This window comes from Streptomyces sp. NPDC005899, from assembly GCF_040629645.1.
Taxonomy (GTDB): domain Bacteria; phylum Actinomycetota; class Actinomycetes; order Streptomycetales; family Streptomycetaceae; genus Streptomyces.
Genome location: NZ_JBEXWB010000187.1, coordinates 1 through 12176 on the forward strand (window position 1 = coordinate 1; position 12176 = coordinate 12176).

General features: G+C 69.8%; 13 protein-coding genes and 3 pseudogenes. 7 read left to right on the forward strand and 9 right to left on the reverse strand.

Annotation, left to right across the window (positions count from 1 at the left end):
* Nucleotides 1-550 precede the first annotated feature (550 nt).
* A complete protein-coding gene (locus ABZ371_RS20380; RefSeq protein WP_358681485.1) occupies nucleotides 551-751 on the reverse strand; it encodes a hypothetical protein in 201 nt (66 codons plus the stop codon).
* 511 nt (nucleotides 752-1262) lie between these two features.
* Here ABZ371_RS20380 and ABZ371_RS20385 point away from each other — a divergent pair.
* The 3 genes from ABZ371_RS20385 (at nucleotide 1263) to ABZ371_RS20395 (ending at nucleotide 3000) form a co-directional block, all read left to right on the forward strand.
* Nucleotides 1263-1778 (forward strand): lytic polysaccharide monooxygenase auxiliary activity family 9 protein, encoded by a 516-nt coding sequence (locus tag ABZ371_RS20385; protein ID WP_358681487.1) that lies wholly within the window; start codon nucleotides 1263-1265, stop codon nucleotides 1776-1778.
* A gap of 170 nt (nucleotides 1779-1948) precedes the next feature.
* A complete protein-coding gene (locus tag ABZ371_RS20390) occupies nucleotides 1949-2500 on the forward strand; it encodes a DoxX family protein (protein WP_358681490.1) in 552 nt (183 codons plus the stop codon).
* A 53-nt stretch (nucleotides 2501-2553) separates the two neighbouring features.
* The gene (locus ABZ371_RS20395) at nucleotides 2554-3000 is read left to right on the forward strand and encodes a DUF6192 family protein (protein WP_358681515.1); all 447 of its coding nucleotides are present in this window, start codon (nucleotides 2554-2556) and stop codon (nucleotides 2998-3000) included.
* A 260-nt stretch (nucleotides 3001-3260) separates the two neighbouring features.
* Here the strand turns inward: ABZ371_RS20395 and ABZ371_RS20400 are convergent, their stop codons facing one another.
* Nucleotides 3261-3455 carry a hypothetical protein gene (locus tag ABZ371_RS20400; RefSeq protein ID WP_358681493.1) on the reverse strand — a complete coding sequence of 65 codons (195 nt, stop codon included), beginning with the start codon at nucleotides 3453-3455 and terminating at the stop codon, nucleotides 3261-3263.
* Nucleotides 3452-3859, reverse strand: a complete 408-nt coding sequence (locus ABZ371_RS20405; protein ID WP_358681495.1) for a hypothetical protein — start codon at nucleotides 3857-3859, stop codon at nucleotides 3452-3454. Before ABZ371_RS20405 ends, ABZ371_RS20400 begins: the two co-directional genes overlap by 4 nt.
* A gap of 136 nt (nucleotides 3860-3995) precedes the next feature.
* Between ABZ371_RS20405 and ABZ371_RS20410 the strand changes: the two genes are divergently transcribed.
* Both ABZ371_RS20410 and ABZ371_RS20415 read left to right on the forward strand, forming a co-directional pair.
* Nucleotides 3996-4391 (forward strand): DUF6221 family protein, encoded by a 396-nt coding sequence (locus tag ABZ371_RS20410; protein WP_358681498.1) that lies wholly within the window; start codon nucleotides 3996-3998, stop codon nucleotides 4389-4391.
* Between the two features lie 556 nt (nucleotides 4392-4947).
* Entirely contained in the window at nucleotides 4948-5154 is a 207-nt protein-coding gene (locus tag ABZ371_RS20415) for a hypothetical protein (protein ID WP_358681501.1), read from the forward strand.
* 688 nt (nucleotides 5155-5842) lie between these two features.
* Here ABZ371_RS20415 and ABZ371_RS20420 read toward each other — a convergent pair.
* The 5 genes from ABZ371_RS20420 to ABZ371_RS20440 all read right to left on the reverse strand — a co-directional run bounded on the left by ABZ371_RS20420 (nucleotide 5843) and on the right by ABZ371_RS20440 (nucleotide 11171).
* Complete coding sequence (locus ABZ371_RS20420) at nucleotides 5843-6532, reverse strand: nucleotidyltransferase domain-containing protein (protein WP_358681503.1); 690 nt, start codon at nucleotides 6530-6532, stop codon at nucleotides 5843-5845.
* A 997-nt stretch (nucleotides 6533-7529) separates the two neighbouring features.
* A complete protein-coding gene (locus tag ABZ371_RS20425) occupies nucleotides 7530-9437 on the reverse strand; it encodes a rhamnogalacturonan lyase (protein WP_358681506.1) in 1908 nt (635 codons plus the stop codon).
* Nucleotides 9438-9481: 44 nt separating this feature from the next.
* Nucleotides 9482-9832: a YkvA family protein gene (locus ABZ371_RS20430; protein WP_358681508.1), complete on the reverse strand. Its 351-nt coding sequence runs from the start codon at nucleotides 9830-9832 to the stop codon at nucleotides 9482-9484.
* A 41-nt stretch (nucleotides 9833-9873) separates the two neighbouring features.
* Nucleotides 9874-10131: a WhiB family transcriptional regulator gene (locus ABZ371_RS20435; protein WP_358681510.1), complete on the reverse strand. Its 258-nt coding sequence runs from the start codon at nucleotides 10129-10131 to the stop codon at nucleotides 9874-9876.
* Between the two features lie 200 nt (nucleotides 10132-10331).
* Nucleotides 10332-11171, reverse strand: a complete 840-nt coding sequence (locus tag ABZ371_RS20440; protein WP_358681512.1) for a Scr1 family TA system antitoxin-like transcriptional regulator — start codon at nucleotides 11169-11171, stop codon at nucleotides 10332-10334.
* Nucleotides 11172-11262: 91 nt separating this feature from the next.
* On the opposite strand from ABZ371_RS20440, the pseudogene ABZ371_RS20445 reads away from it, so the two are divergent.
* Nucleotides 11263-11562: pseudogene (locus ABZ371_RS20445) on the forward strand (ATP-binding protein); the annotation flags it as partial.
* Nucleotides 11563-11844: 282 nt separating this feature from the next.
* Nucleotides 11845-11946: pseudogene (locus tag ABZ371_RS20450) on the forward strand (ATP-binding protein); the annotation flags it as partial.
* 53 nt (nucleotides 11947-11999) lie between these two features.
* Here ABZ371_RS20450 and ABZ371_RS20455 read toward each other — a convergent pair.
* Nucleotides 12000-12176 (reverse strand): annotated as a pseudogene (locus tag ABZ371_RS20455) (ribonuclease HI); the annotation flags it as partial.

Consider the following 12176-nt stretch of genomic DNA (forward strand, 5'->3'; position numbering starts at 1 on the left):
ACCACTTTTTCGACCATGATCGACAAGGGGCTCAAGTCATACCGGGCCCGGAGGCCGGGAGCCCCATTTCGGAGCCACGAACACGGTAACGGGGCGCAACCAGTGGGGCGGCCGGGGTCATCGAGCTCACAGTGGCGGAGGTTCGGCGACTCCTGGCAGCTTGTCGTGTCCGACCCCCGCACCTGAGCGGACACCGCGGACGACATCACGCGCTGAGCTGGTCGAACTGGCGCCGCCGACGCCAAGCAGTTGCCCGCCGCTGTCACTACCTGCGGCGTTGTCGCACGATCGAGGGGCGGTCTCCGTGAGACCCCCCCCCACGACCGAAGTCCCGCTACACTCCCGCCAACCGGCGAAAGACCAGGTCAGACAGCGAAGTCCTGCTGGAGTACTAGTCCCCGGACGGTCCCCTCCGGACGGCCCCCTCCGGGCGGTCGGCGGCGCACGGAAGGGAGGAGCCGTCGGTCCCGGAGGCCGAGTGGCCGCCGGACCCGATGGCCGCCAGGCCGGTTCTGCGCCCGGTGTGTCGGTGCCCGGCGGCGAGATCCGGTCAGTTCCAGATGGACAGGCGGGCGACGGTGGGGGTGGCGTCGCAGAAGTAGCTGACCGCCTGGCCGCGGGCCACGTACGCCTTGCCGGCCGCGTCGCAGGAGGCGGCGCTCGGGTACATGCCGACGTAGACGTAACCGGCGGCCTGGGCGGACGGGGCGAGCAGCAGGGCGGCTGCGGCCAGCAGGCCGGTCAGGCTCAAGGTCGAAATAGTTTTGCGCATGGGTGTGTTGCTGCCTTTCTGATTTCCGGTGGGGAGCGCTCCGGAAGTGATGATCCGGTGTGCGGTGAGCAGCTTCCCTCACCGCCGTACCGGAGAGCAATGGTCGAGACCAATTCACTTCGAAGTCTTCGCAGCGGGCCACGAGGTGGGGCGGAGCCGCCGCAACCTGCCGGGCGGCGATACCGACCGCGGGAGTTGTTGACTGATCGGCACGGTGGGGCGCGACAGGGCGTGTCACGCGTCGTCGAGGTACCGGAACGCCTGCCCCCCGCGTCGAGCAGGCCGGCGATCACCTCGGCCGCGTGCTCGCCCGCCCGAACGGGCCGCAGACCCAACGGCCGCGCACAGGTACTAGTTTGGTCTAGACCAAGACGGGTACAGTTCACCTCGTCGCCATGACCGATCCGCACGGTCGCAGGGTGACTGCTTGACATGCTCATGCTGTCTGCCCTCGGGCGGGTCGGCACGAACCCCCCACACAGGAGTCGTCATGAAGAGCAAGAAGATGCTGGCCGCAGTCATCGGCGCGGGGATCGCCCCGCTGCTGGCCGTGAGCCTCCCGGCCGGCAGCGCGAGCGCGCACGGCTACATATCCTCGCCGCCCAGCCGGCAGGCCCAGTGTGCCGCGGGCGTGGTCTCCTGCGGTTCCATCAAGTACGAGCCGCAAAGCGTCGAGGGCCCCAAGGGCCTGAAAAGCTGCAGCGGAGGCAACGCCGCCTTCGCCGAGCTGGACAACGACAGCAAGGGCTGGAGGGTGACCCCGGTCAGCCGGACCACCAGCTTCAACTGGCGTCTGACGGCCCGGCACGCCACGTCCACCTGGCAGTACTACGTGGGTGGCCGGAAGATCGCGGAGTTCAACGACGGGGGTGCCCGGCCGGGCGAGACCGTCACCCATCAGGTGAACTTCGGCAGCCTGACCGGCAAGCAGAAGGTGCTCGCCGTGTGGAACATCGCCGACACCAGCAACGCGTTCTACGCCTGCGTGGACGTGAACGTGAGCTGACGCGGTGCCACCACCCGGTTCTGCCGGGACGTGCCGGTCCGTAGGGCCGGCCGGTGTTCCGGTGCCTGGAGCGGAGGACACGCCCGCCGCTCCGGGCACCGAGTACCTCCTCCGGGCCGTCAAGCGGCCGGGGCCTTCGGCCAACCGTGTGCGAAAGGGTGGGTACGGCGATGGAGACAGTCGGCGAGCGAAGCGTTCACCGCCCTCAGGGGCCGGCCCGAGCCGGAACCCGGCCTGACGGGCGGGCTCACCGGGCGGCCCGGTCCCTGGCCTACCGGATCCAGCCGCGCGGCCCGGCGCTGCTCAGGGTGTGCGTGGGTACGGTGTTCCTGTGCTTCGGCGTCCTCAAGTTCTTCCCCGCGGCCAGCCCCGCCGAGGGGGTCGCCGTCCGGGCCGCGACGAAGCTCACCCTCGGCCTGCTGCCGCCGGACCTGATCCTGCCGATGCTGGCGGTGGGCGAAACGGCCATCGGCCTCGGCCTCGTCACGGGGGTGCTGCTCCGTCTGGCCCTGGTGGGGTTCTTCGCGCACATGGTCGGCGTCTTCTCCGCGCTCGTGCTGCTCCCCGGGGAGATGTGGCAGAGGGGCGTGCCGACTCCCACCCTGGAGGGCCAGTACGTCATCAAGAACGTCGTCCTGGTCGCGGCCTGTCTCGTGGTGGCGGCCGACGAATGGGGCAGGACCCCGCCCCCTGACCCCACCGACCTGACCCCACCGACCTGAAGGGCCACCCTGCGAGGCCCCCACCGCAACCCACCGCGCCGACCTCCCACCGGATCCTGGCCTACATCGAGAACGATCAGGAACAGTTCGACGCGATCCTCACGCCCCCCGAGGGCAAGGCCCGGTGGACGCCGGACGACGCCAGCCGGCGGGTCGGCAACCGGGTCGAGACACCCGTGACACCGAAGGAGAAGACCACCGCGATCCACACGCTGGCCCAGGACGACCAGGTCGCCGCGATGGTGACCAGTGACTTTTTGCAGCGGCCCGAGGTGACGGCCAAGGTAACCACGGTGGACAGGGCCCGGGTGGTGGAGGAGTTCACCCGCGACGAGCAGGTGGCCACCACGGCGGTCACGAACTCGCTGCGCCGACCGGACGATGACTGTCCCCGACGCTGTCACTACACACGGCGCGGTCACCCCTTCGCGGGACAGGCCGAGAGAACCCGCCCCACCCCCGGCACCACGCCGCTACAATCCCCACGCTCAAGCCGTTGACCAGGACATACACCGAAGTCCGGCTGGAGTATTAGGAGCGGACGCTCTACTTTGAGCTACGAGTCGACGCGAGCGTTGACTGGCCCGGACTTGCACCGGGATCTTCCGCACAGTGGCGGTTCCGGTGACGAATCGGACCCATCCTGAAGATGACCGCCTGGCTCTGACTCTATCGGAAGGGCTCATCCTTCGTCGCCCCCTTGGGGTTCACGTCGCTTGTACGTATCCGGTGCGGCGGGGTGCCCCGCCGCGGGTGGTGGTCACGGCTTCTTCGTGATGCCGAGGTGGTCGGCCTGTACGTGGGTGAGGAAGTAACCGTGCCCCTTCGCGGTAACGCTGATGCCGTACGGGTGGGTCGCGGTGATCTCGTAGTCGCGGGTGCGGTTCGCGACAAGGTTGGCGTTCTCGAGGCGGACGGTGTCACCAACCTCGTAGGTCTGTCCGGCCTGGATCATCGCGGCGTCTCCGGGGTGGGCATCGAATTGACCTCGGGGTGCGTGTACCGGATCGGCAGGCCGAGGCTGTGCGCGTATCGGATTTCGGCGCGGGTGCTGTCGCCGATGTAGTCCCCGACGACCAGAACCTCGTCCGCGAGGCGGATCTTCGCCCGGTGCAGGGCGTCCAGACGGGCCTTGAGCGGCTCCGCCTGCTCCTCGGTCGCCCACAGGCCGTGGGGTTCCTTCATGTTGCAGCCCGGGGCAACGACGATGTGGCCGGCCGCGGTATCCCGCAGGTTCGCCTCCTGCATGTCAGCCATGAACCGGGTGCTGCCGCAGATCACGACGATGCGGGGGATGTTGAGGGCCTGCTTCGCCTGGGCGAGCTTCTCCTCCGGGGTGAGGGGCGGGGGGTACGACATGGTCACTTTTCCTTCGTGATGGTGCGGATGTACCGGTAGCCGGTACTGATGGGCCGCAAGCGGTCCAGCCGGATACGGGTGCGGCGGCCAGGACGGGCGGACGACACGGGGTTCCTGGGCTGGACGAGTCGAGGTCGTGGCGAAGCGGCTCATGCTCGACGAGGCCCTGGCCAGCCGCCACCTTGTCACCGGCGACCACTACAGGCACTGCCCGCTCGCCAGCGAGGCGGACGGATTGGACACGGCCACGGCGGAGCGAATCAGGGCGCTCAACGACGACTACCGCAACGAGCATGGCCAATGCTCGGGGGGCGTGGAACGGTGCGTCCGGGACGCCCGGGTGCGCCGCACCCTCGAACTCCTGGCCCTGCCGTACAGCGACCACCCCAACTACCTGCCGGAGTGGCGGCCGCAGGTGCCCGCGGCGAAGCCCCCGCACCAGCACGGTGCTGGGGCTTCGTCATGCGTCGACGAGGGTTGGGGGCAGTCACCTGTACGACCCGCTCGACATGGCGTACACCGAGTTCGATGACTGCCGTGGAGGCGTGTTCCCGGTCCGCCCGTACACTCTCTCGTGGCGCGCGTCCTCGATAGCTTGCCGCTTGGCCAACTCAGCCCGCAGGATGCGTTGTTCCACCCACCACCCCTTGGGCTTCTTCGCCTTCTTCTTCGCCATGCTGCCCCTCCCCCTGAGTTGGGGGCCGAGCGTAGTCCTGGCTCAGGATGGGCCGCTAGAGCCCATCCCGCACATCCCCCGCCCCACCGGCAGAATGCCCTCGTGGCGAGGTACACGGTGCATGGCGGGACGCGGCAAGAGTGCCAGCGGGCGTTGGATGACCTGTGCCGGGTGCTGGACGCCCAGGTGACACTCCTCCCGACGGACCGGCTGGGTGGCAGCTGGATTGCGCGCGCTGAACCGACAGAGATTCCGAGCCACGAGGTCCGGGGCCTTGTTGTGCGGTAGGGGGACCCAGCTTCAGTCCCTAGCGCATGGAGCCATCCGAGCCGATCTCCCCCACAGCCCACCCACTGATCTCAGACAGTGCCGTACGGAACAGTCCGCCCGCTGCCGGCGTGACCGCGTTTCCGTGGATGACCTTGCCGCTACGCGGGTGCAGGTGCTGCTCTTCGCCGTTGAAGAGACCTTCAGCCAGGAAGTCGGCAGCGAAGCTTCGTCCCGGCATTTGCCGCTTGAGCTGGCGTGCGCTTTCCTTGCGCGCCAATTGTCACGACAGACGAGTTCACCGGTGATCATGACGCCGTCCAGGATGACGGTGACGTTCACGGGATCGTGAGACCACTCCCCCGCGTCCTCTACTCGCTGCACCATGCGGGCCAGGAAGGCATCGGGTTGGGACATTGGGCAGTTCCTTTCACCGCGGTCAAGTGGGCGGGCACTACCTTGACATGAGCGGCCTGGGCTAGTGGCGGAGACGAAATGTTCCCGGCGACGTACCCGGCGAGTGCTACTGACACGGCCCCGAGCCCGCCGGCAACGATTGCGCCGGCCATTGTGCTTGCCCAGAGCGCCAGGCCCGCGAAGAGGACAAGGAGCAGGAAGCCCGCCACTTCGACGGGTCTCCTGCATCGAACGGTACAACGCCAGCGGCTCCGTAAGCAGAGCAGTGCCTTTGCGCGTTTCCGACATCCGACACATCACGCGAGCAGCTAGTTCTTGGATCCCTGCGTGTCGCAGCGTCGCTTATGGACGATGCCGCGAACGTCTTCCATGGCGCGGATCTGCGCTCAGTCCGCATCGACGGGCCAGAGGAGCTTGATGGGATTCGTTGGGACGAGGCGACGCAGGGGCCGTCTTGGTTGGCGACGCGGATTCGGCAGATGTCGGTGGAACTATCACCAGGGCACTGGTTGGTGCAACCAGTGAGTGCCGACGACTGGACCCTTCTGCACGTGTGCGATCGGACTGAAGCGCAGCGGCCCCCGCCGGTTGGTGGGGGCCGCTGTGTCGTGCGGGTCGGTTGGTCACTGGTGCGTCGACGGTGCGTAGTGGGCAGCCCGTACCCGTCGGAGCCACGCTTCGGCCGGTCGTTCATCCGGCTTGTCGGGTAGCACACTGGTCGTGGAATCGAAGAGGGATTCGTACCGCTGGAGCATGGGCAGGGCGACCATTGCGTCGGCTGCGACCTGCTCCCCGAACTCGTGGTAATCGTCGGGGTTCTCGACACGGATCCGCAGGTGACCGGAGGAGTACAGCTCGAAGCCCTGGTGACAGAGGCGGCGCAGGTGGCGGGCGTGTTTCTCGGTGCGCTTCCTGGTGTCGGCAGAAAACGATCCGTCGCCGCGGTCGTACAGCCGCTTGAATTGCTGGGTGGCGTAGCCGAGGTAGGCGTCGCGGACCCGTTTCGCAGAGAGCAGTGTCGATCGGATGTCTATGAGTTCGTCGCCGAGGGGGGTCCGCACTTCATAGAGGTCGTCGGGGAGCCAGACAAGTTCCATGACAGTCGGGTTTCCGCCGAGGGCGAGCCGGCACCACTTTGCGGCCTCGTGGAGTGTCCGGTCGGGACGGTTGGTGACGTGGGATTCCGTTGGCCGGTGTAGCCCATGGAAGTCGGCAGTGTGAGCGGCGAACATGCCCAGCCGGTCGATGTCGGATCCGGGGCGGGCCAGGCCGTAGGCCGTAGAGCCGACGATCCCGGAGAGCAGGACGTTCACGGATGTTCCCTTGCTGGTTCGGCTGGCCGTTGCCACTAGCAGATGCGTGCGGGGTCCCCATGGCAGCAGAAGCACGACTTGCGGTCGAGCCGATATTCGACCGAGGGCACGTCGGGAGCGCGCTCAAGCAGCGCAGGTTGGGGACGCCACGGTGCGTTTCACGTCGCCTCTCGGTGGCAGGCGCAGGAGCAACCGGCTCCGGTGAACTTGTGGTTGGGCCGGCACCTGGTGCGCATGCGGTTCCGCCACTCCGACAGGTCGCTGCGGTCGGGGTTGCGGATGATGGCCCCGTCCAGCAGGCGGGCCGTTTCGCAGGCGGTCGACAGGTAGTGGCGGGTGGTGGGCAGCGAGAAGGACGTCAGGGGAGCTGCTCCGTGGTGGCGCCGGGGACGTTGGCGGCGGACCGGTTGCTGATGGCGGCGAGTACGGAACAAGGAGCGAAAAGGCGTGGGCGGACCGCCCGCTGCGGTCGGTGCGGCTGCTGGTCACCACGACGTGCGGGAACAGCATCGACAAGGACACCTTCAACGACAAGCACTGGAAGCCGGCGCTCGCCGACGCCGGTCTCATCCCTACGCCGAGAGTGACGCTGGTGGAGCCGAAGGCCGGCAAGCACCCGTGGCGCAAGCAGACGTGGGTGATGCCGAGGGAGCTCGGCTTCCATGCCCTGCGGCACACCTTCGCCGGTGTCGTCCTGTTCGAGGGCGAGACCATCACTCAGCCGGCTGCGTGGCTGGGATACTCGGATCCGGCGTTCACGCTTCGGACCTACGTGCACTTCATGCCGAAGTCGGGGAACCGCGGCCGGGCTGCAATCGGCAGGTCTCTTGTCGGTGACCCCGGCGCCGCGGTCGAGGGAGGCGAGGCAACGCCGACCTTCGAAACGAGGTGGGATCTCCCCAAATTCTCCCCCAGGGGCTGTGGGCGCAGGAATGGTGGTCGGAGTACAGTACTCCGACCACCACTCTGCAGGGACCTTCGGGATGCGTCGTCCCAGCTAGGGCGTCGTGATGCGCGGGCGGGGCGCGGTGGCCATGCCGTTGCCTATGGCGAAGCCCGGGTGCGGGGGCTGGTTGTAGGCCGTGTTCTGCCAGGCCAGCGCCGTCCGGTAGGTGGTGTCGTGGAGCAGCGTGGTGATCCTCGTGCCGGTCTCGTACGGCGTGGAGTAGATCCGTAGCGCGGTGTTGTCCGTGGTCGGCCAGACGACCTCCTCGCGCCAGTCGCCGAGGATGTCGCCGGAGAGGGACGGGGTCGCCTTGGTGCCGTTGTTGGAGTGGACCGAGGCTCCCGTCAGCTGGCGCGTGTCGCCCGAGGTGCCGTATTTGTCGATGTGGGTGCCGTCGAGGAGTTCACGGGTCGTGTCCCCGTCCCACCAGGCCAGGAAGTTGGCACTCGAGGGTTTCCGGCTGGTGACCACGGAGCCCTGGGGGCCGCGCACTCCTGACACGGCGGAGGACCAGGACTCGGCCCCGGGGCTTCCCGGCCAGATGTCCGCCGACACGCCGCGTCCGTTGTCACCACTCGCCGGGGTGGACCACAGGATCGCCCCGGTCCTCGCGTCCGCCATCCAGGAGGACGGCTTGGAACCGTCCTCGTCGACCTTGAACTCCTCCAGGCCCGCCCGGGAGGGGTCGAGGTCGCCGACGTGCATGGCGTCGCCGTGCCCGTTCCTCGTCGTCCACAGTCCGGCGCCGTTGTCGTCCACGGCCATGGCGCCGTACACGATCTCGTCCCTGCCGTCGGAGTCGACGTCGGCGACCGACAGCTGGTGGTTGCCCTGGCCGTCGTAGCCCTTGCCGGTGTTGGTCGAGCTGCTGGTGTCGAACGTCCACCGCCGGGTGAAGGCACCGCCGCGCCAGTCCCAGGCGGCGATGACACTGCGCGTGTAGTAGCCGCGCGCCATGATCAGCGAGGGCCTGGCACCGTCCAGATAGGCCGTGCCGGCCAGGAAGCGGTCGACGCGGTTGCCGTAGGAGTCACCCCAGGAGGAGACCGTGCCGCGCGCGGGGACGTAGTCGACGGTGCCCATCGCGGCGCCGGTGCGGCCGTTGAACATCGTCAGGTACTCCGGTCCGGACAGGATGTAGCCGGAGGAGTTGCGGTGGTCGGCGGACGGGCTGCCGATCGCCTTGCCGGTCCCGTCGACACTGCCGTCGGCGGTCTTCATGGCCACCTCGGCCTGGCCGTCGCCGTCGTAGTCGTACACCTGGAACTGCGTGTAATGCGCTCCGGAACGTATGTTGCGGCCGAGGTCGATGCGCCACAGGCGGGTGCCGTCGAGGCGGATGCCGTCGATGACCGTGTTGCCCGTGTAGCCGGACTGGGAGTTGTCCTTGGCGTTGGTCGGCTGCCACTTGAGGACGAAGTCGAGGGCGCCGTCGCCGTCCAGGTCGCCGACGGAGGCGTCGTTCGCCTCGTAGGTGTAGGCGACTCCGTCGGGGGACGTGCCACCGGCCGGCGGGGTGAGGGGGACGTCCTTGTATCTGGCGCGGAACTGGACCGCGTGCACCGAGTCGCCCTGCTCCACGCCGTTCACCACCGCGCGCACCGTGTAGTCGGCGGTGGCGGGCGCGCCGGAGTGGAGGTAATTGGTCGAGGCGGTGACGGGCGAGGCGTTCACCTTGGTGCCGGCCCGGTAGACGTTGAACGACACGCCGTCCGGATCGGTCCCCAGCCAGCGCCAGCTGACGAGGTTGCCGCTGTCGGTGTGCACGCTGACGACACCGCGGTCCAGGGCCTCGGCCTGCCGTGCGGTGGCGGCCTGGGACGTCGGTCCCAGGGCCATGAGTGTGCCGGCGGCGAGCAGCGCGGCGGTCAGCGAACCGATCAGCTCGCGGCGGCGGCCGGCACGGCGGTGGGAGCGGGACCCGGAGCGGGGGCGGGGGTGGCGGTGCAAAGGTTCCACGACAGGCACCTTCTCGGCAGCGGGGTCGGGGGGATCACACCCCGTCAGTTGCCGCCCGCGGCCGTGAGGTTGCCGCCGGACCCCGCCTTTTTCACGCCTTCGCGCGTCCCGGTCCCCCGCCCGCGCAGACCCGCCGCGTGCGCCGCGGAGTGCAGGGAGCGCAGGGCGAGCAGCAGGACACCGATGTCGTCCAGGTAGACGGGGTCCGGCAGCAGGTCGACGGGCGACACCGTGTAGAGCACCGCGGCCCACATCAGCGCCTTGTTGTGCAGGGGGACGCCCGCGTCGACGAGGAGCCGTCTGGCCCGGAAGACCCGCACCAGGAGGACGGCCGCGGTGACCGCCGTGAGCAGGGCGGCGACCACGGCGACGATCAGCCAGACGGACAGGTCCATGGCTCATCGTCTCCCGGGAAGGGCCCCGCAGCCGTCAGGCGTCATCCGTGGCTCCTGGCCTGTTCCCGAGCGCGGCGGCGCTTGAGGGCACGCCGTTCGTTCTCGTCCAGGCCGCCCCAGACGCCGGAGTCCTGGGCGTTCTCCAGGGCCCAGTCCAGGCACTGTTCCCGGACGGGGCACTGCCGGCAGACCGCCTTCGCCTCCTCGGCCTGCACAAGGGCCGGGCCGGTGCTTCCGATGGGGAAGAAAAGGTCGGGGTCCACTTCACGGCAGGCCGCGTGCGTACGCCAGTTGTCCATGTCTGTCACTCCTTCGTATACCGGGTGTTCGGCTCGGTCCGTCCTCCTGCGGGTGACCGGCATCTGGCGTCCGAAACCCCGACGGGCGTGTGCGCGACGGCTCATGGGTGCCGGCCGCCCCCGTACGGACGCCGCATCGGCCCTCGGTGGCGGGTGCGCCGGGGGTCCCGCCGGTCTGCGTCCCGCATGTCCGGAAGGGCCTACCACGCCTCCGGCAGCCGGGTGCCGGGGCTGGGGGCGGCAGCGCACGCGGCGTCCATCCGGCTGCGGTGGTTCGTCACCGCGTCCGGCTCGTCGACGACGTCCACCCGGGCTCCCGGTACCTCCAGGACCGCCCGGTCGCCGATCTCCCGGGCGGAGACCCGCAGGAGGTGCAGCGCCGGTACGCCCGTCAGGGGGTGCGGGGGGAAGTCGAGGGGCACGATCTGCACCGTGATCAGCGGTCGGCGCATGGCCTCGGACAGCGCCGCCCGCTGCTCGGCCATCACGTCGGGCCCGCCGACCCGCGTGTGCAGGGCGGCAGCCGGAAGGAGCGCCCAGAGTGCCGTGCCGCGTTCCTCCATCCGGCGCCGGCGCTCCTCCAGCAGCTCGACGCGCCGCTCCGGACGCCCGGGCGCCTCGTCGTGGTGCAGGGTCCGGCGCAGCGCGGTCTCGTAGGCCGGGGTCCGCAGCAGTTCGGGCACCAGTGCGGGGTGCCAGGTGCGTACGAGCGTCGACGAGGACTCGATGCCGATGACCTCCTGCTGCCACGGTTCCATCACGTCCCGCCAGCGGTGCCACCAGCCGGGCAGATTCGCGGTGCCGAGACCGGCCATGATCTGTTCCGCCTCCGCGGCCGGCACCTGGTAGCGGTCCAGCAGGAGACGGACCTGGTGGGCGTCGAGGCCCGTCTCCGCCCGTTCGATGCGCCGTACCGTGGCGGGGTGAGCGCCCAGGGCCGCCGCGGCGGCCTCCAGACCGACGCCGGCGCGCTCCCGCAGCGTGCGCAGGCGTGCCGCGAGGACACGGTGCTCGGGGGTGGGGCCGGATCGGGGCCTCATGCACCTGCCTTCCTCGCGTGCTCGTGGGAGAGCGGCCCGGTGACGCATTCTGTCGCTTGCAAAGTATGCGCTTTGCGCCGAGAGTACATACATGTCGGAAATAGATGCCTGTGCTCGGCTTCCTCAGGAGGACTCCGACGGGCACAGTGCCCGGAGCTGGTGGATTCCCCGCCTCCCCAAGGGGGTCCCCGAGGCCCGGCACCACGTACAGGAAGCGCTGCGCGACTGGGGGGAATCCGCCGACCGCGTCGAGACCGCGGCGCTGGTGGTGACCGAGCTGGTCACGAATGCGGTACGGCACACCGCCGGGCGGCGGATACGGTGCCGTGTCGCGCGGGCCGCGGGCCGTGTCCGCATCTGCGTGTGGGACGGGGGCGCCGGGAACGTGCCGGCCCCACTGCGTGAGGCGGCCGCCGTCGGCGGCCCCGGCGGATCGCGAGCCCCTCGGCCACGCCGTCCCGAGACCCCGGACCCGGCCGCACAAATCGGCCACGTCCCGCACCGGCGCGAGAGCCCCGACGGGCCGGGAGCCGCGGAACGGCCCGCACGGCCGGGCGCGCAGGTCACCCCGGACAGCGCGGAGGGGCCGGGAGGCCCGACCGGCGCCGCGGCCCCCTCCGGGTGCGCGGATGCCGCCGGCCGCGAGGCTTCCGGCGGACTCGGCCCGGCCTCCCTGGCCGAGGGCGGCCGGGGCCTGGTCATCGTGGACGCGCTGGCGGCGCGCTGGGGCACCCGTACGGGCCTCGCCGGCCTGCTCGTCTGGGCGGACATCTGACGGGCCCGATCGGGCCGGGGCGCCGGGCTCAGGCGCTGGCTCGGACGCCGGGCTCAGGCTCCGGCAGCTGCCGTCCGGCACTCCGGGTGGCCCCAGCCCTGCGGGTTCTTCGCGATCATGTCCTTCGCCGCGTAGGGCCTGCCGCAGTGGCACCGGCCCGCGAACCTCGCGCGGATCGTCCCGCTCGACCGCGGCGCCTTCGTGCCCGCCGTCGCGGCTCCCGCCCCTTC

Excerpts from the sequence above, each read along its gene's own strand:
- ABZ371_RS20385 (WP_358681487.1), top strand. The coding sequence starts at position 1,263 with ATGAAGAGCAAGAAGATGCTGGCCGCAGTCATCGGCGCGGGGATCGCC.
- ABZ371_RS20390 (WP_358681490.1), top strand. The coding sequence starts at position 1,949 with ATGGAGACAGTCGGCGAGCGAAGCGTTCACCGCCCTCAGGGGCCGGCC.
- ABZ371_RS20400 (WP_358681493.1), bottom strand. The coding sequence starts at position 3,455 with ATGATCCAGGCCGGACAGACCTACGAGGTTGGTGACACCGTCCGCCTC.
- ABZ371_RS20405 (WP_358681495.1), bottom strand. The coding sequence starts at position 3,859 with ATGTCGTACCCCCCGCCCCTCACCCCGGAGGAGAAGCTCGCCCAGGCG.
- ABZ371_RS20430 (WP_358681508.1), bottom strand. The coding sequence starts at position 9,832 with ATGGACCTGTCCGTCTGGCTGATCGTCGCCGTGGTCGCCGCCCTGCTC.
- ABZ371_RS20435 (WP_358681510.1), bottom strand. The coding sequence starts at position 10,131 with ATGGACAACTGGCGTACGCACGCGGCCTGCCGTGAAGTGGACCCCGAC.
- ABZ371_RS20440 (WP_358681512.1), bottom strand. The coding sequence starts at position 11,171 with ATGAGGCCCCGATCCGGCCCCACCCCCGAGCACCGTGTCCTCGCGGCA.